The organism is Phycisphaerae bacterium (genome assembly GCA_035275405.1).
Taxonomy (GTDB): Bacteria; Planctomycetota; Phycisphaerae; order UBA1845; family UTPLA1; genus DATEMU01.
The window spans coordinates 1-17,768 of record DATEMU010000005.1 but is presented as its reverse complement, the minus strand read 5'-3'; the positions used below and the strand labels follow the sequence as shown (position 1 = coordinate 17,768).

At 61.9% G+C, this 17,768-nt stretch carries 15 protein-coding genes; 8 read left to right on the top strand and 7 right to left on the bottom strand.

Annotated features, from left to right (window positions below; translation table 11 throughout):
• Positions 1 to 15: 15 nt before the first annotated feature.
• The 3 genes from guaA to VJZ71_07890 form a co-directional block, all read right to left on the bottom strand.
• On the bottom strand, positions 16 to 1,566 hold the full coding sequence (gene guaA / locus VJZ71_07900; GenBank protein ID HKQ47975.1) for a glutamine-hydrolyzing GMP synthase: 1,551 nt from the start codon (positions 1,564 to 1,566) through the stop codon (positions 16 to 18).
• Between the two features lie 172 nt (positions 1,567 to 1,738).
• The gene (locus tag VJZ71_07895; protein HKQ47974.1) at positions 1,739 to 4,525 is read right to left on the bottom strand and encodes a CHRD domain-containing protein; all 2,787 of its coding nucleotides are present in this window, start codon (positions 4,523 to 4,525) and stop codon (positions 1,739 to 1,741) included.
• A 407-nt stretch (positions 4,526 to 4,932) separates the two neighbouring features.
• Positions 4,933 to 5,292, bottom strand: coding sequence for a hypothetical protein (locus VJZ71_07890; protein HKQ47973.1), 360 nt, complete (start codon positions 5,290 to 5,292; stop codon positions 4,933 to 4,935).
• Positions 5,293 to 5,573: 281 nt separating this feature from the next.
• Here VJZ71_07890 and VJZ71_07885 point away from each other — a divergent pair, with 281 nt between their 5' ends.
• The 4 genes from VJZ71_07885 to VJZ71_07870 all read left to right on the top strand — a co-directional run bounded on the left by VJZ71_07885 (position 5,574) and on the right by VJZ71_07870 (position 10,530).
• Positions 5,574 to 6,479, top strand: coding sequence for a DMT family transporter (locus VJZ71_07885; protein HKQ47972.1), 906 nt, complete (start codon positions 5,574 to 5,576; stop codon positions 6,477 to 6,479).
• A gap of 183 nt (positions 6,480 to 6,662) precedes the next feature.
• Entirely contained in the window at positions 6,663 to 8,888 is a 2,226-nt protein-coding gene (locus VJZ71_07880) for a S8 family serine peptidase (protein ID HKQ47971.1), read from the top strand.
• 146 nt (positions 8,889 to 9,034) lie between these two features.
• Positions 9,035 to 9,718, top strand: a complete 684-nt coding sequence (locus VJZ71_07875) for a PAS domain S-box protein (GenBank protein HKQ47970.1) — start codon at positions 9,035 to 9,037, stop codon at positions 9,716 to 9,718.
• Positions 9,715 to 10,530, top strand: a complete 816-nt coding sequence (locus tag VJZ71_07870) for a site-specific DNA-methyltransferase (GenBank protein HKQ47969.1) — start codon at positions 9,715 to 9,717, stop codon at positions 10,528 to 10,530. Before VJZ71_07875 ends, VJZ71_07870 begins: the two co-directional genes overlap by 4 nt.
• Positions 10,531 to 10,719: 189 nt before the next feature.
• Here VJZ71_07870 and VJZ71_07865 read toward each other — a convergent pair whose 3' ends face one another.
• The gene (locus VJZ71_07865) at positions 10,720 to 11,265 is read right to left on the bottom strand and encodes a hypothetical protein (protein ID HKQ47968.1); all 546 of its coding nucleotides are present in this window, start codon (positions 11,263 to 11,265) and stop codon (positions 10,720 to 10,722) included.
• Between the two features lie 377 nt (positions 11,266 to 11,642).
• Between VJZ71_07865 and VJZ71_07860 the strand changes: the two genes are divergently transcribed.
• Positions 11,643 to 12,464, top strand: a complete 822-nt coding sequence (locus tag VJZ71_07860) for a CPBP family intramembrane glutamic endopeptidase (GenBank protein ID HKQ47967.1) — start codon at positions 11,643 to 11,645, stop codon at positions 12,462 to 12,464.
• Between the two features lie 483 nt (positions 12,465 to 12,947).
• The gene (locus VJZ71_07855; GenBank protein HKQ47966.1) at positions 12,948 to 13,415 is read left to right on the top strand and encodes a hypothetical protein; all 468 of its coding nucleotides are present in this window, start codon (positions 12,948 to 12,950) and stop codon (positions 13,413 to 13,415) included.
• 113 nt (positions 13,416 to 13,528) lie between these two features.
• Here the strand turns inward: VJZ71_07855 and VJZ71_07850 are convergent, their stop codons facing one another.
• The 3 genes from VJZ71_07850 to VJZ71_07840 all read right to left on the bottom strand — a co-directional run bounded on the left by VJZ71_07850 (position 13,529) and on the right by VJZ71_07840 (position 14,828).
• The gene (locus VJZ71_07850) at positions 13,529 to 13,738 is read right to left on the bottom strand and encodes a hypothetical protein (protein HKQ47965.1); all 210 of its coding nucleotides are present in this window, start codon (positions 13,736 to 13,738) and stop codon (positions 13,529 to 13,531) included.
• An 89-nt stretch (positions 13,739 to 13,827) separates the two neighbouring features.
• A complete protein-coding gene (locus VJZ71_07845) occupies positions 13,828 to 14,358 on the bottom strand; it encodes a YkgJ family cysteine cluster protein (protein HKQ47964.1) in 531 nt (176 codons plus the stop codon).
• Positions 14,355 to 14,828 carry a YkgJ family cysteine cluster protein gene (locus VJZ71_07840; GenBank protein HKQ47963.1) on the bottom strand — a complete coding sequence of 158 codons (474 nt, stop codon included), beginning with the start codon at positions 14,826 to 14,828 and terminating at the stop codon, positions 14,355 to 14,357. The genes VJZ71_07845 and VJZ71_07840 overlap by 4 nt, the downstream gene beginning before the upstream one ends.
• Positions 14,829 to 14,839: 11 nt before the next feature.
• Here VJZ71_07840 and VJZ71_07835 point away from each other — a divergent pair, with 11 nt between their 5' ends.
• Both VJZ71_07835 and VJZ71_07830 read left to right on the top strand, forming a co-directional pair.
• On the top strand, positions 14,840 to 15,535 hold the full coding sequence (locus VJZ71_07835) for a biotin--[acetyl-CoA-carboxylase] ligase (protein ID HKQ47962.1): 696 nt from the start codon (positions 14,840 to 14,842) through the stop codon (positions 15,533 to 15,535).
• Between the two features lie 144 nt (positions 15,536 to 15,679).
• A partial coding sequence (locus VJZ71_07830; GenBank protein HKQ47961.1) for a hypothetical protein occupies positions 15,680 to 17,768 on the top strand: 2,089 nt, incomplete at its 3' end.

The following is a 17,768-nucleotide window of genomic DNA, read 5'->3' as shown; positions in this document are numbered from 1 at the left end:
TTCGTGAGGGGACGACTACTCCCACTCGATCGTGCCGGGCGGCTTGCTGGTGATATCGTAGACCACGCGATTGATGCCGGGCACTTCGTTCGTGATCCGCGTCGAGATCCGCGAGAGGATGCCGGGGTCAATGTGCACCCAGTCGGCGGTCATGAAATCCGTCGATTCCACGAGGCGCACCGCGACAGCCTGCTGTCCGGCGTAGGCCCGTCCATCGCCCATGACGCCGACGCTGGAGACCGGCATGAGCACGCCGAAGGCCTGCGCGACCTTGCGCTGCCAGCCGGAGGCGGCGATCTCCTCGGTGATGATCCGGTCGGCCTGGCGCAGGAGGTCGCAGCGCTCGCGCGTTACGTCGCCGATGATCCGCACGGCCAGTCCGGGGCCGGGGAAGGGGTGCCGCCAGATCATTTCCTCGGGCAGGCCCAGGACTTCGCCGATGACTCGGGCCTCGTCCTTGAAAAGGTCGCGGAGCGGCTCGATCAGCTCGAAGCCGAGTTCCGCCGGCAGGCCGCCGACGTTGTGATGCAATTTGATGTTCGCGGTCGTCCCGGCGGTGGAGTGGCCGGACTCGATCACGTCCGGGTAGAGCGTCCCCTGCGCCAGATAATGCGCGTTGGGGATGCGCCGGGCCTCTTCCTTGAAGACCTCGATGAATTCGTGGCCGATCCGAATCCGTTTTTCCTGCGGGTCCGTCACGCCCGCCAGCCTCTTCAAAAACCGCTCGGCGGCGTCGACGACGCGAAGCTCCAGTTTGAAGTGACCGCGGAAGATCGCCTCTACGCGATCGCGCTCGTTGGCTCGGAGCAGGCCGTTGTCGACGAAAATGCACGTCAGTCGATCGGGGACGGCCTTGTGGACCAGCGCCGCCGTAACCGCCGAGTCTACTCCGCCGGAGAGTCCGCAGATCACTTGCGATCCGGGCCGCACCTTGGCGCGGATCGCCTCGACCGACTGGTCGATGATCGAGCCCGCGTTCCACGAGCCGTCGGCCTTGCAGATGTCATAGAGAAAATTGCGAAGAATCTGACCACCCTCGGGTGTGTGTGTCACCTCCGGATGAAACTGCACGCCCCACAGGGGTCGATCGCGGTGGCGAACCACTGCATGGGGACACGTGGGCGTCCGCGCGAGCGTGACAAACTCCGCACCGAAACTGGTCACGATATCGCCGTGCGACATCCAGACCGTCGTCGCCTTCGGGATGTGCGCGAGCAGCGAATCTCCCGCGACGACTTCCAGCTTGGTCCGCCCGAACTCCCGCTGCGATGACGCCACCACCTTCGCCCCCAATTGCTGGCAGGCGACCTGCATCCCGTAACAAATCCCCAGCACCGGCAGGCCGAGGTCAAAGATTCCAGGTTGCGGTTTGGGGGCCTTGGCGGCGTAGGTGCTGGCCGGCCCGCCACTAAGAATGATGCCGATGACGTTGTTCTTCCTGAGCTGTTCCGGCGATACATCCGGCGCGAAGACCAGCGAATGGACCTGATTCTCGCGGACCCGCCGGGCGATGAGCTGCACGTACTGCGCCCCGAAGTCGAGAATGGCGATAGTCTGTTGGGCCATGCCAAGAGTTTACGGCGCGCGGGGAGGATTGCCATATCGTTGTGTTCTGTCGTCTTGGAGTTTCACAATTAAGTGCCGAATCCCCGGCGCACGAAAAGGCCCCCGGCCTTAAGCCGGGGGCCTTTTGCTGCTTATCCCCTCGGAGGCCCGATGGGCCTCAAATAAACGGTCCCTAGGGGCACAGTATCGGCGGGCAGGTCGCCTTCGGGTTCTGCAACATCTGGTTCACGAACAGGCCCAAGTCCGTAAAGTCAATGTCCTCATCGTCATCCATGTCCGCGCAATCGCACGGGCACCCCAGCGGCGGCGGCAACTGAAGCAGCATGCAGTTCACGAAGAGCTGGATGTCCCCGCCGTTCAGCAGGCTGTCCGCATTCATGTCGCCGAGGCACGTACACTCCATCGGCGAGTTTCGCCAATCCACGTCGCTGTGAATGTCGATGCCGCCGCGATAGTTCACGCGGTGGCTGACGAAGTGCAGCCGACCGACCGGCTGCCCGGGGTTGCTTCGATCGTAGAGCAACTCCGGCCCAAACTGCGGACCCTGATAGTCCGCCATCGACGGCGGAACCTCGTGGATACCGCCGAGCGCGTTGACCCGCACCGGGTTCTGCGTGATCAGGTTTTGAAGGCCTGGAGGCGCCCCCGGCAACTGAACCTCAACGAACACGTCGAAGAAGCTCTGCGCCGGGAAGTCGACGCCAGGGACGGCTTGCCCGATGGCCTGGCCGGGACTATGGGCGTCGGGCCGCTCGATCACCGTAGCCGGCCCGAACGGGGAATTCCCCGTCAGGGACATTGAGATGATCTCGATGGGGACGGTATTCGGAATACCGGGCAACGGGTTGCTCCGCTGAATCCGCGTGGGACCCTGGGCGTTCACGTTCCCCGTGCCGAAGCCGAAGATCTCGATCTGGGCGATCGCCGTGGTATTGACCAGTTCATCAACTCCACCGATCGGCGGGAACTTGCGCGTCGGCGGCGGCGGTCCCGGAGGCGGCGGGCCGGGATTGACCGGCTGGCACCACACGACCGCCCCATTGCTCAGCAGGTAATACGCCATGTCGATCGACTTGGTGGGATCGTCGGCACAGGGGAAGTAGGGCGGCTGACTCCAGTGCAGGTGATTCATCCAGTTATAGAGCCACTCCATGCGGCAGCCCATGGACAACATGCCCATGAAGGCGTCGTCCTTGTTGTGATAGCCGGGCGGCGTGGTATGCCAGCCCCAGAAATCGCGGTCGACGGTCTGGCCGGTGGGGACCTCCGTACAGGGCTCCGGCGGCGCAGCGGGTCCGGGTGGACTGCAGGTCGCCACGTTGCAGCTCGCTCCCGCCTGGGGAATGCCGTTGTTGGCGAGACAGTCCGCGTGGGTCAGCATCTGACACCCGCCACCTGGGACGCAACACGGTTGTGGCGATTGCACGATCTTGTGACCCACCTCCGCCTGTATGCTCAGCCAATAGACTTCGCCGGGCCGAGGATTGAAGACGCCGGGATTCAGCGGGTTGATTTCATCCGCACCGGCGCAATTGTGAAGCAGACAGCCTCGATAAAGCGGGACCGGTCCCCAACAGAAAATATTGTGCTGATCGCAGCCGACCTTGCCGGCGTTGACCCACGGAACGACCGGTTCATCGAAGGCCCATTGCGCGATGAGTTCGCGAGGTCGGCTGATGCCGGAGTCACAGGGCAGGAATTGCAACACGCAAAGGGCGCCCGGCGCCGGCGAGCAACCGCTCGTGCAGTTGGGCAGGTAGCGCGCACAGATCCGCCAATACCCCGCGGGGGGAATCACACATCCCGCAACTCCGCAGGCGGGAGTCGCAAGTGGAATCGGCGTCGCCGAACCGTCCGGCGTGAAGGTCGGACAAGGGGCGGTCGGATCGACGATTCCGCAGGCGTCATAATCAGCGCCGGTCGGGCAGGGCTGCGGCGGGATGTCGCGATGCAGGGCGACGAGCCAGCCGTCGACCATCCGCGGCGGAACGGTGATCTTGGGATCGAAGTTCGGATCGAGCCAGGAGCCGTACCACTGAAGATCCGTGATCGGCGGCGGAGGCGGGGGAGTAACCGTTGGACAACACACGTTGGGGGGGTTGTTATTCGCCAAACAGACCCAGATATTCTGGTCGACCGCGTCCACCTGCCCGTCGCAGTTCAGGTCGGCGAATTCGCAGCCGGGGACGACGGGGCCGAAGCAGTTCTGCATCATCTGAAAGTCGCCAAACGTGGTGCAAACGCCGTCACCGTCGAAATCGCATTGGCATTCGGGGCACTCGGGCGTGAAGCAGAAATCGTCGGCAATGACCCAGTTCTTGTATTCGCAGGCGTCGTCGATCTGGTTGCCGTTGGCGTCGCCCTGGCAGGCGGAGCCCGGACCTCTGGAGAATCCCCCGAGACACACGCAGGTATCCGCCGGGGTGTCCATGCACATGTTGTTGGGCAGACAACACGCCTCGGTCGGCCCGGCGGGAACGATTTGTCCGCGGATCGCGCCGGAGGCGCAGGGCGGAGGAATATGGATATTGGTGTAGTGCAGGCTGTTCTGCATGTCCACCTGTTGCACCGCCGTGAGGTTGTAAGTCCCGATCTTGATCAACCCGACCGGCAACGGTTTGAGGATGCCCGCCGTCGCCGGACAAAGGCCCGCCGGTCCGTGGACATGCGCCGCGGTTTCGCCGGCCTGGTTGTGGACGATGTAGAAGCGAACGTCGCCCGTCGCCGTGTCGAGCGTAAATGCGCCGCAGCCCGTTCCATTCGCCGAGGTACACGCCGGACATTCGTTGGCGGAGTTAATGGGATCGGCGACGAAGTGCAGCAGGACCGCCGGCGCATTGGATGGCCACGCGGCAATCAAGCCGATGGCCAGAAACCAAACCTCCGCACGGATGCGCCGGGCTCGCGGACTTCGAGATCGACTGGATGGTCGCTTCGCACAGGAATAACGCATCTTCATGGGAGTTCCTCCTGAAAAAGGTGGCGGAGAAGGCACCCAACCGGGCGCGCTGCGCGGGTCGGATGGAAAAGTCGTAATACCTATGTGCCAATCAATAGGCGCGGTCTCCATTGGACCACCATGGAAGGCTGAGTATCGCCCTAAGGAAGAAACACCGCGCTGAATTCTGACCGATACTCGGGGCGCCACGCGATGGAGAAGGATTAATCGAAGGAGATGGGGTGGCGCCTCACCCTCACACTTACTGAGGATTATTGTGCGGTTTCACAGGCGCGAAGTCAATCAAAACCGCGCTAAGATTGAATTGAGTATTTTCCCTAACCCAAACGTTGATAACCTGTGAATTATGTCCGGCGGCACAGGTTTCGATGAATTCACACGGTCGACCGCTCCAGTAACACTACTTTTCATATCGCCGATCGGGTGACCAGAGCGCCCGCCGCAGGTCGCCCCGTCCCGCAAACGAGACGGAGTTTTCCATGGACTCTCAAGGCGAAGTCCACAAGGAGTGATTCGACGAGCGTCCATTGTTCGCCAACGATGCGTGCCCCGCTGAAATCGATCTTGATGACTTTCGGATATTCGGGATCACACCCGCGCGCCAATAGCGCCAACAGGCCCGCCAATTCCTCGGGACTGATCGTGACAGCCAGAGGCTCAATCCATAAGAGTCCCGTTACGGATACGGAAATCCGCCACCGCTCGAGAAGGTAGTTGGTCTCCCCAAGAATGGAGTCAATTTCACTTTCCTCACACGTCTCCGGCACTCGGCACCTCCACGGGTTGCGCGAACTGAGTCCGCAGTTCAAGACGGCGAGCCCCCACTTTGGTAATGACACGATCCATGCCAGCAAGGTAGACGAGGACGCAAGGGACCCGGCATCCTGGTCTTAGTTGTGCGCGCAAAGCAAGTTACGGCGGAACTTCCTCCTGCGTTCTTGACCACGAGGGGGTCGATAATCGGTGTTCATGGGGAATATTGCCCTCATAAAATGTGCGAAATTGGGACATTAGACCGGACCTTCGAGTTATGAAAGAATCGGACTCCGTGAATCGGCCTTGGCATCTTCCGCTTCTCCTGACGCTGGGCGTTTTCGCCATCTCTTCGGCCGCCATTTTCATCAAGCTCTCTGACGATGCCCCGCCGCTCATCATCGCCGCCGCGCGGATGACGATCGCCACATTCGCCCTCCTGCCGGTCATGGCCTGGACGCGCGGCGGCCGCCTTTTGCGCATCCCCAAGGAATGTTGGATACCGGTCGGGCTGGCCGGGGCGATGATTGCCGCGCACTTTGCGTTCTGGATCACGTCGCTCAAACACACCTCGGTGCTCAGCTCGGTCGTGCTCGTTACGACGAACCCGCTCTTCGTCGGCATCGGTTCCTATGTGTTCTTCAGGGAGCGAATCGCCACGGGGCTGGTCGTTGGGATCCTGTTGGGAGTTGCGGGCGGAATTTTAATCACGCTTTCCGACGCCAAAGGCGCGGCCGGCTCCGTGTATGGAAACTTCCTCTCCCTCGGCGGCGCGGTCATGATGTCGGGTTACCTGATGATCGGGAGGAAGATCCGCCGGGACGTGGACGCGTTTTCTTATCTGCTCGCCGTCAACGGATTGGCGGCGGTCATTCTGTGCGCGGCCGTGGTGATCGTCGGCGATTCACCGAGGGGCCTTCGGTCCTCCACCTATGTTTACTTTTTCCTTCTCGGCATCGTTCCGCAGCTCATCGGCCACGGCGCGCTCAACTACGCCCTCAAGCACGTCACCGCGACGTTCATCGCCGTGTGCATCCTCGGCGAGCCGGTCGGCGCGAGCCTCTTCGCGTTCTTTTTCCTGGGAGAAACCGTTACCGTGCTGCAGGGGCTTGGGGGTTTGTTGATTCTCGCGGGCATCTTCTCGGCATCCAGGACGGGAAATCGAGTCGGCGCGGCCGAAAACACCTCGCAAAGTGTGTGAGCGTGAACGGAAAATGGGCGGAACGCACAGTACGCCGTTTCCGCTTTCGGCTGGGTTCAGCATTGATCGGGCGGCAGCCGATTGATAAAATTAGACTTCATCAGGGTGTTCCGACCGCTATTCGATAAACGTACGCCGCCGACCCGGGGTTGGCGGTTCGACGTCCTTTCTGGAGTGGGGTTCATGTTTCATCTACCAGGCTTCGGCCAGGCGGGTCGTTATCCATCACGGTTATCGTCCCTTGCCGGCATACTGTGCACCTCACTGTTTCTCGCAGATGCGGCCAGCGCCGGCCAGCCCGATCCGGCGCCCATCGATGCCGGGAGGGCCGCGCTCAAGATCGACGTTGCCGAGTTGGGCATCCAACTCCTTCCCCAGCCCATCGATCTGGGCGGTGGTGTTCGGTTTCTGGGGACCGGGCCGAGTCCGGACGAGATCCGCGCCACAATCGCCTGCAACTTAAGTGCCGCGGATACCACGAATGCCAACCAACTGTGGACCGGCGGAGGATTGGGCCTTTCATTGACCGGCGCGGGATTGACCGTCGGGATTTGGGACGAAGGCCAGGTCCGATCGACCCATCAGGAACTGACCGGCCGGGTAACCTTGGTCGATGCCATCGGCTTGAGTTCCCATTCGACCCACGTTGCGGGCACGATCGGCGCGACCGGAGTGAGCCCGAGCGCGCGGGGCATGGCCGGTAGCATTCTCATTCGCAGCCGCGATTGGGACAACGATACCAGCGAGATGACGACGGACGCGGCCCTTATTCAAATCTCGAATCACTCGTACGGGTTCGTTACCGGCTGGTCGACGGCGCTCGATTGGGGAATCGGGAACATCGATACCTGGCTGGCTGACCGAGCGCTCTATGCCGTTGAATCCCCGTCCTTCGGAAAATACGACTCCAACTCCCGCGCGCTGGACATTGTGCTGAACGGCAATCCCAATCTGTTGTGCTGCTGGGCCGCGGGAAACGACCGGGATGAGCCGTTCTTCAACGTCCATGGCGATAATACATACGTCGCTTTTTTTTCCACTCCGCCGGCCGGTGGAACCGACCTGGGGGACGGCTACTACCAGGTGACGAACGCCGGCGCGACGGCCGCTCCCCCGTCGGACGGAAGTCCTTCGGGCTATGACAGCATCTCGGGAAAGGGACTGGCGAAGAACTGCCTCACCGTCGGCGGCATCGCCGACCAAACGGCTGATCCTTATGCGTCCATCTCGTTTTATTCGTCGTCCGGACATGGGCCCGTCGACGACGGCCGCGTGAAGCCGGACGTCGTGGGCAACGCGATCGGCTTGAATTCATGCACGGCCGGGAGCAACTCCTCTTACGCTTCTTTTACGGGGACCTCGATGTCCACTCCCAACATCGCCGGCACGTCGGCCCTGATCATCGAGCATTACAAGAACCTCAACGCCGCCGCATTACCCCGAAGCGCCACCACCAAGGCCCTCCTGATCCACAACGCCTTCGACGGCGGCACTGCCGGCCCCGACTATCGCTATGGATGGGGATTGGTCGACGCCGCCAAGACCGTACTGTTTCTGAACGACTCGGAAAGCGTTTCACCGGTCTCCAATTATCTTTACGAAACCAGCTACGCCGGCACGACGGAGGATCGCGTCTTCACCTACAGCGGCCCCGGGCCGATGAAGGCGACGCTCGTCTGGACCGATCCTCCGCCCAACATCGGCATGTTGCCCGGCGCCAGCGTGGACGTCACGACGAAAGTGCTGCTGCGCGACCTGGACTTGTCCATCATTGGCCCGCCGGGCTCCACGACGTACTGGCCGTGGACGCTCGACCCCGCAAATCCCACCGCCGCCGCCGTACAGACCGTTCGCAACGCCGTCGACAACGTCGAGCAAGTGGTGATCGCCGCGCCGACCGCCGGGACTTACACGGTACGGGTCAGCCACACGGGGACGGTCACGTCTCTGAATTACTCGCTTCTCGTCACGAACGTCTCGGCCGGCGTCGCGCCCATCATCGACCCCGTCGCGGACGACTCGACGGCCTGCGGGTCGGCGTATGCATCCTCCGCTCCGACCCTGAGCCAGGGGACGGCGCCGATTACCTGGTCGCTCGACGCCGCCCCGGCGCTGATGACGGTCAACCCCGGGACCGGTGAAGTCGCCTGGCCGAACCCCACTCCCTCCTTCACGCCGCACACGGTGACCGTCCGCGCGACCAACGGTATCGGCAACGACACAGAAACGTGGCAGCTCACGGTCGCCCCCGGCGACTTCAACGGCGATGGCGTCCTCGATGTGCTGGATATCCCCGAATTCGTTGATCACCTGCTCGACGTTTCCAACACCCGCCCCTGCGCCGCCGATGTCAACCTCGACACGTTCATCGATGGTCTCGACGCGCAGGCCTTCGTGGATGGGATCTAAGCGGCGAGCGAGCGCCCGAAAGGCACATCGGATCATCGAGTCGCCCCGTTGTGAGGGAGGGGGAGTTTCACGCCGAAGCGCCAAATGCCTCTACCCATTGCGCTCGCAATTGATACAATAGGTCTGGCGAGTAACCGATCGCGCGCTTGAGCCATCGGCGCGCGGAGGTGCGTTGGGGAGTCATCATGGCCGTGGAGTCCATCGCCGGAACCCTCTCACTGGATAAGCTGCTGCGCCACGCGCTGGACGGCGTTTTCGTCGTCGATCGCCAGCGGCGCTATGTCGTCTTCAACGAGGGGTGTGAACGGATAACGGGCTTTCGCGGCGAGGAGATTGTCGGTCAGGTTTGCCAATGCGGCGACGTCGTAAAGTGTCGCGACGATCACGGCCGACCGCTCTGGGGTTTTCTCTGTCCGGCCACGACGCTGTTTGAATCGTCGGCCCTCTCCGCGCGGCAGCGGATGCAAATCTGCCGAAAGGATGGCGCGAAGCTCTGGGTGGAGACCGTCTATACGCCGGTCCGCGATTGGTCGGGCCGCGTCGAATACGTCCTCGGAGTGATTCGCGATGTCAGCGAGACGAAGGGCACCGAGGACGATCTGCGCGAAGAAATGTCGCGGCTGCGCAAACGGGCGGAAGGCCAGGGCGGAAATTCGGAACCCGAGGACCTCGACGGCGTCCTGGCCCGCGTCGAGCGCGAGTGCATTCTCCGGGCGTTGAAAACGGCGGACGGTCAGCGGAATAAGGCGGCGGAGATCATGAACATCTCGCGCAGCCGGCTTTATCGGCGTATGGAGGCGTTGGGGATCAGGCCCGACGCGGGGGCATGAGGCGCCGGAAGCGTGGCGTATCCTCCGATCTTCATCAGGGGGACAACCTGCCGTACATGCAGCGGCTGCCGGACGGTTGTTGCGATTTGATCTCCATCGATCCGCCGTTTTGCACCGGGCGAACGCCGCGGCGCGGGCCGGCCGGCTACAGCGATCAATGGACCGGGGGAATCAAATCCTACCTGGCGTTCCTTCACCCGCGACTCGTCGAATGCCATCGACTGTTGGCGGCCCACGGCACGCTCTACGCGCATCTGGACTGGCGGGCGGCGCACTACGTCCGCATCCAACTCGATACCCTTTTCGGCGCGGAGAACTTCCTGAACGAGATCATCTGGCACTACCGCACCGGCGGCGTCGCGCGGCAGTGGTTCTCACGCAAGCACGACACGATCCTGGTTTTTGCGAAGAAGCTCGGCCGCCATCGCTTCCACCAAATCCGCGAAGGCCGCTTTCGCACGGACGGGCTCAACTACGACGAAACCGGCCGGCCTTACAAATCGACCAAAAAGGGGCGGCTCTATTTCCATGCCGATGGTCCGGCGCTGACCGACGTGTGGGATTTGCCATTCCTTTCAACGGTGGCGCTGGAGCGCGTCGGCTGGCCGACGCAAAAGCCCCTGGCGCTGGCCCGGCGGATCATTACGGCGAGCAGCCGCCCGGGCGATCTCGTCGCGGATTTTTTCTGCGGGAGCGGAACGACGCTTGTCGCCGCCAAAGAAATGGGCCGGCGCTATCTGGGCTGCGACACATCGCGGCAGGCGACGGCCATCGCGCGAAAGCGGCTTGCGAAAACGGCCAGTCGTCCCTGATCGCATTTCGCAACGTGGAACCGGGTAGGAGGGCGTCGTGAGGCGCCCTCCTACCCGATTACGTAGGTCCCAACCGTCCGAGGCCAAATCCCGGTGCGCTTTCGGGTGAAGACCCGCCAAAAAAAAGCGGGCGAGCCGGATTTCCCGGCTCGCCCGTAATAAGCACGCCAAAAATGTTGCGCGACGGGATTACTGATCCTGCGTCACGGTGATGGTGTACAGGCGGCCCGCCGCGTTGGGAGCACACTCGCGCACCCTTACCTGGAAGTTGTTTGACGCGGGGGGGAAACCATCGGTGCTCGCCGAGGGACCGGGGATACCGACAGCAGAGCTTTGGGCAATTATCGTTGTTCCATCCGTGATAAAGATTTGCGGGCGCGACTGCGCGGTAGCGCACGTCACCGTCGCATGGAGCTGCTTACCAGCAGTGCCATTGGAGATGTTGGTGGTGTTCACGCCCCCGGTACCGCATTGGCCGGTAAGGGCCGGCGCGACAGCATTAGCTCCGGTAAGGGTTTCCGAGCGAAGCGTGACTTGGGTCGTCGCCGCTGTACACACGCCGTTTACCAACGTCTGGCCAGCCGGGCATTGACAAACGCCGTTGACCAACACCTGACCCGAACCCGCCGGACATGTGTTGCCGGTGTTCGGGCAAGTAGCAGCTATGCAAAGCGGAACAAAAAATACCGCCAAGCTGATACGCGCAAGGGTCTTGACTCGGGAACCATTCCACATGATCCATACTCCTTAAAAAAGGTAACTGCGAAACCATCCCTTAGAAAGGGCGCAAGTTACAGAACACCCGAACTCCCCTCGGCACTTTCCAGTCGCCATTCCGCGATAAACCGCGAATAGGGTGACCGAAACGGCCGAGGACGTGGCAAAGTGTGTTGAGATGAGCCAATTTTGTCAAGTGTAGTTCCGCCCCAAAAACCGGCACCGAAAAAGATAATCAAGAATGTGCTTATCATTCGGAGCACAACAGGTTTATGATCCCATCCGCGCAGCTGGTACGATGCCTCTCGCAGCCTAGGTTCCAAGGATTCCGGATGATGCGGGGCCGCCCCAAAACAGCCATACCTGCAACCCCTACGCTTCGCCCGGTTAGAAAGATGATTGTAACCGGTTTGATTTTCACCGTTGGCCTGATTTACGTCAGTGTCTTCTGGAGCAGGCTACCGAACCTGCTCCCCGCCCCCTTTGACGGCTACTTATTCCTGCACGAGAGACTGATCGGCGCCTGGTGGCGGCGACACGTCCATGTTTCCGGGCCGGCGTACCGTAGCGAATACGTCTTTTGGGCCGCCAGCAACGTGGTCATCGGATTGGTGATTCCCCTCGCGGTCTTGGTGCTGGCCCGAAGACGATGGTCGGACATGGGCCTGGGTTGGCCGAACCGCCTGGGGCGGCGACTTACCGCCGCGGGGATCGCCCTGTCGATCCCATTTGGCCTGTGGGTTCTCGCCGACAACCCCCAGGGTATCGAAGAGGTTTGGAACGACTTTCGCTACATCGGCCTTTGCGGCGGAATCGCAATGATCCCCGAGCACTTCTTGATATGTGGCTTTCTTCTAGCCCTGTTGTTGCCGGAGCGTAAGCTTCCCGAAATCGTCCCCCTTCTGCCTGCGGAGGGAGGGATGATTCGCCGCTGCCTGCGGTGGCTGGGACTTGCGCCATCGCTGTCAGGCGTTGGAAGGCACGCCGCGCTCGCCTGGTTCGGGCTTACGCCGGCTTCACTATTTGCCATCCTGGCGTCCGGCGTGCTGTTCCTGGTCGTCCACGTCGGCGAGCCCGCGCTGGAGTTGGCGCTGGCCATGCCCGGCGGTGTCGCCGTGGCCTATATGACTCTGCGTTCTCACTCTATCTGGCCGGGCCTCCTGGCCCACTACGCCCTGAATCTCGTACCCCTCGGACTCTGGCTCCTGCTGCGATGAGCAGAAACGCGACCGGCCGCGGAGCAGAATTGGACGAGAGTCCTTTTAAGTGCGATGCGCTGCGGTGTGAATGGAAATTTGCGCGTTGGCGATCCAGAAACGCCATCGTAATGCTTAGCACGTCCAGCCTGACCAAGGGGGTAACTAATCAATAACCCATCGCGACGTGGGGGCCGCTCGGTTGGTCTGGGTCAATACTCCCAGGTCGTCCACCAACATTCGCCCATCGTACTCCGCGACGCGCCGGATCGTACGATTGTTCTCGGCGTGGGTCGAACATGTAAAACAGCTTGACTTCATGACTGGCCGAAGACATCTCCACACAGTATATTTCGTTGTTGGCAGTTTCCCATCGCATTCTCCGCAATTCAAGAGGGTTCCGTAGTGGCGAGCCGATCGGATCGAAGCGAGTCCGGCGGCTCCGAATAGCGTTCCGTTTTCTCAAACGTGAGTCTTGCAGTCTTTTTTTTAGGAGTTTTGAACATGTTAAATTGGCCCCAATACAGAACCCTCGCCCGAATCAGTTTGGCGATCCTCTGCGTACCGATTTGTGTGGCGGCTACCTGCCCGGGCACAACGCCGACGCCGCCAGGGAACACGATACTCCTTGATGAAGCGATCGCAACCAGCGCCGGGACCGCCATCCCCGCCGACGTCGCCTGTCCGCCGCCCGAGGGTGGGGCTCGAGGTCTTGCTACGGTGTTCAACGCCGTGGAGGGCAAACTCGTCACCATCACGGTCGAGGGGCCGACGGCCAACAGCCGACCTCAGATCCGGGTGCAACATATTTTGAATTTCGAGTTGGCGAATTCCGGCACCACACCCACCACACAAATCAACACAATTACCTTTACGCCGTTGGCATCCACTATCTTTGGGCTAACCGTGAATGAATGCGCCAATGTCACCATTGGAAGCTTTTACGCTGTTCAGGTCAGCCAAGCGCCGTAGCGACGACGCCGTGATTCGATTCTGATGAAAAAACCGGCGGGTGAGTTCCGAAAGGGGCTCACCCGCCGTCTTTTGTGTGGGAGAACGCGAATTCAGTTAAACGCGGGATCGCGTTAATCGATGACCCATCGCGATGTATGGGCCGGTCGGTTGGTCTGGGTCAATAGTCCCAGATCGTCCGTCATCATCCGCGCGTCATATTCCGCGACACGACGGATCGTGCGGTTGTTCTCCGCCTGAGTCGTGCCGACGCCGCAGCCGAGGAGAGGAGCCGCGAGGAAAAGGCCGAGGACGAAAACAAGTGCTTTCTTTGGGCGATTCATGATCGATCTTCCTTCGTCTGGTCGTGTTCAGGCGGGCGGTCGCCGCGGCGACCGGGACCCCTCGTCAAGGCAGGACAACCCGTATTATGTTATCCAATCCGTTGGGGGCTGGTCAATAGGGGTGACGGCGAATGTGCGACCACCTCGGCCATCCCGTGGGTCAGCGCCGATAACCACTCGCGATAGCGATAGGGAATGTCGAAACCACGTCCGATTTCCTTGAGCCGCTCCAGGTGCCGTTCGTACTCGGGCCCCTGCCAATCGCGGGCATTCTCGTCGCAAAAAAAGATCCGGCATCCCAGTGGCCGGTGCTCGCGTGCCGTGCAGCGGCCCGCTTCCTGATAGGGACAGGCCCCGGCATTGGGATCGACCAGTCGGGCCGGCTCGCCGCGAACGAAATACGCCAGCTCCACGTCGGTCACGTAGAGCCGATGGCCGAATGCGGCGAACTTGCAGCAGTCCCCGCGGTTGATGCAGACCGGCTGTTGCGCGGCGATCGAAGCATCGACCGCTTCATAGAATTCACGCATCGCGGCGGTGAACGCATCGTTCGAATTCGGCCTGTGCGCAGCGGGCGCAGGGTTCGGCTGCAAAATCCGGTCGGCGAGGGAAAGCGTCACGTCGAAACGTCCTCCCATTGCTGCGCCGTTCGGCGAACTTCGATCTGCACGTACTCGTAGTGCGAGCCCTGGTTCATGCCGGGGCAACCCTCCGCGGCCTCAGCCCAATCCCCGGGCGAGTGGAGATTCGAGTCCCAGAACGGCCACGTTCGGCATTGCAGCGGCCGCACGGGATAGATCGAACAAATCCGCTTGCCGCCCACGGTCTTCAAGAAACAGCAGTCGCCGTTCTTCTTGTCCTCCGTCAGCGAGAATCGCCGGCCAACGCGGCGCAGGTGTTCGGGGCCCAACCCCTGCCCCGGCCGGCCGAGAAACGCGGCAATCTTCTCGATCTCCTCCTGGTTCAGGAAGACCCATCCGGGCGCTCCCGTGCAACAGTTTCCGCACTGCGTACAGGTAAATCGAAGCCCCCGCTGATACCAGGGGCCTCGCGGGGATGGTTGATTTACAGCGGCGCTCGATCCGGGCATGACGGCATTATATGGCACTTCCCTTTGAGATTATCATCTGGCGTATGCAGGAGTTTCACTTCGACAGCGTGGACTCGACCAACGACGCCGCCAGACGGCTCATCGCTGAGGGCCGTCTGTGCGGCCGAGGCCATGTTCTGGCCCGCGAGCAGACCGCCGGCCGCGGCACGCACGGTCGAACCTGGGTTTCGCCAAGGGACGCCGGGATCTATCTGTCGGTCGTTTATACGCAGGCCGGGCCCGCGTCCGCCGACCTACGAGGCGTAACCACTGCCGCTGGGCTTGCGTGCGCCGAGGCCTTACGGAAGATCACCGGGCTCACGGCGATTCGGCTTAGGCCCATCAATGACCTGATCGTTCACTGCCGGAAACTCGGGGGAATCCTCACGGAATGCGAAATCGAGTCCGGCGAGTTGAAATCACTGATTGTCGGCGTTGGGATCAATACGCGAATCGCCGACCGTCCGCTGCCGCCCGGGGCGATGGCCCCGATCTGCCTGGAAGAGTGCCTGGGGCTTGGATCCGTCAGCGAAGCCCTGACAGCCCGAATCGTGAATGAACTTATAGGAACGTTGCAGAATTCGGTCGCGAAGGAGCTTTTGGGCGGGGGCGGGCCTGCCGAGCGGTTTCCGGGGGTCGAAGGGGGTCTTTCCGCAATGTCGACGGGCAAAAACGGCCCGCCCCGCTTGGTGTCCCCCCAAAAATAGTCTAAAAATATTTGCCTGTTTCGGGTATCATATTTGATAATTATCGGCGGGATGATTTTACAGGGAGCGAAGGCAGTCATTATCCCAGGCCGTTAACAGTTCGCGCGTTCGCGCGGTGGGGACGGATTGCCTCCAAAGGATGATATGAAACGATTATTCGCCATGCTGTCCGCGCTGGGGTGCGCCGTTGCCCTGGTGGGCGCATTCGGGGGCCTGACCTGCGACGTCCCACCGGGTGGGGTGGAGATTCCGGATAACGCCGGCCTGGTGAAGCTGCAGGTCAACAATCTCTCCGGCCTTCCGGTGGCGGTCGAGGAGACCTATGTCCTCGTCGACGATCAGGTCCGTCATACGCAGCGCTTTTTGCCGCCGGCCGGACCGGCGTCGAGCGCGGTAGGCATCGTAACGCTGGCCGACACCATCATCGTTCGGGCTCAAGTCGCCAACGAATCCGATTTGAATTCGCTCGCGGTCGTCGGCGACCTGTTGGCGGCCCGCGTGTTTCGCTTTGGAGAGGACTTCCAAAACGGCGATACGCTGGTCTTCGACATTCCGCCGCCCTTTGAGCCCGCGCCCAACATCATCGACTGCAATCGCAACGGCATAAACGACGCGGTCGACATTGCGGGAGGCGAGAGCGACGACTGCGATTCGAATACCGTGCCCGACGAGTGTCAAGCCGACACGGACCACGATGGATTCATCAATCCCTGCGACGGCTGCCCGAACGACGTCAACAAACAGGAGCCGGGAATCTGCGGCTGCGGCAAGCCGGACACCGGTGACGCGGACGAGGACGGCATACTCAACTGCGTCGATACCTGCACCGACACCGACGACGACGGCTTCGGCAATCCCGGGTTCCCCGCGAACACCTGTCCGCAGGACGGCTGTGTAGACGATCCGTTGAAGAGCGCTCCAGGAGTCTGCGGCTGCGGAGTTCCCGATGTCGGCGACGCGGACGAGGATGGCGTCCTGGATTGCGTCGATCCCTGCCCGGAGGACTTTTTCGACGATTCCGATAACGACGGCTCTTGCGACAGTGCAGACGCCTGTCCGCACGACCCCGACAACGATGCGGACAGCGACGGCGTCTGCGGCGACGTCGACGCCTGTCCGGGCACACCTTCCGAAGAGGATGCGGATTCCAACGGGTGCTCGTGCAGCCAGCTCGATGCCGACAGCGACGGGGTCGACAACTGCGAAGACGAATGCCCCGAAACGCCGTTGGATGAAGAGGCGGATGCCGACGGCTGCTCGTGCAGCCAGCGTGATCCCGACAACGACGGCGTGGACGATTGCAACGACGACTGCGCGGACACACCCGCCAAGGAATCGGTCAATGCTCAAGGCTGCGGGTGCAGCCAGGTAAATTGCAACGACGGCGACGCGTGTACGCTCGATACGTGCGAAGCCGGCATCTGCTCGAATGTCTTCCAGGATGCGGACAGCGATGAAGTTTGTGACGCCAATGACCAATGCCCGAATACGCCTCCCAACGAAGAGCCGGACGCCAACGGCTGTTCGTGCAGCCAGCGAGATCCCGACAGTGACGGCGTGGACGATTGCGACGACCAATGTGCGAGCACGCCGGCCGGGCAGCCGGTCAACGCGCAGGGCTGCGCCTGCAGCCAGGTGAATTGCAACGACAGCAACCCGTGCACGCTCGATACCTGCGCGGCGGGCATCTGCTCGAACGTCTTCCAGGACGCGGACAGCGATGGGGTCTGTGACGCCAACGATGAATGCCCCGATACACCGCTCGGCGAGGAAGTCGACAGCGACGGTTGTTCGTGCAGTCAGTTTGACTTCGACAACGACGGCGTTGACGAATGCGACGACGCCTGCGCGGACACGCCGGCCGGGCAGCCGGTCAATGCTCAAGGCTGCGCGTGCAGCCAGGTGAACTGCGACGACGGCAACCCGTGCACGCTCGATACCTGCGCGGCGGGCACCTGCTCGAACGTCTTCCAGGACGCGGACAGCGATGGCGTCTGCAACGTCAACGACGAATGTCCCGGTACGCCTCCCGGCGAGGAGCCGGACGCCGACGGCTGCTCGTGCAGCCAGCGGGATCCCGACGGCGACGGCGTGGACGACTGCGACGACGTGTGTGCGGACACACCGGCGGAGCAGCCGGTCAATGCTGAAGGTTGCGCGTGCAGCCAGGTGAACTGCAACGACGGCGACCCGTGCACGCTCGATACCTGCGCGGCGGGTATCTGCTCAAACG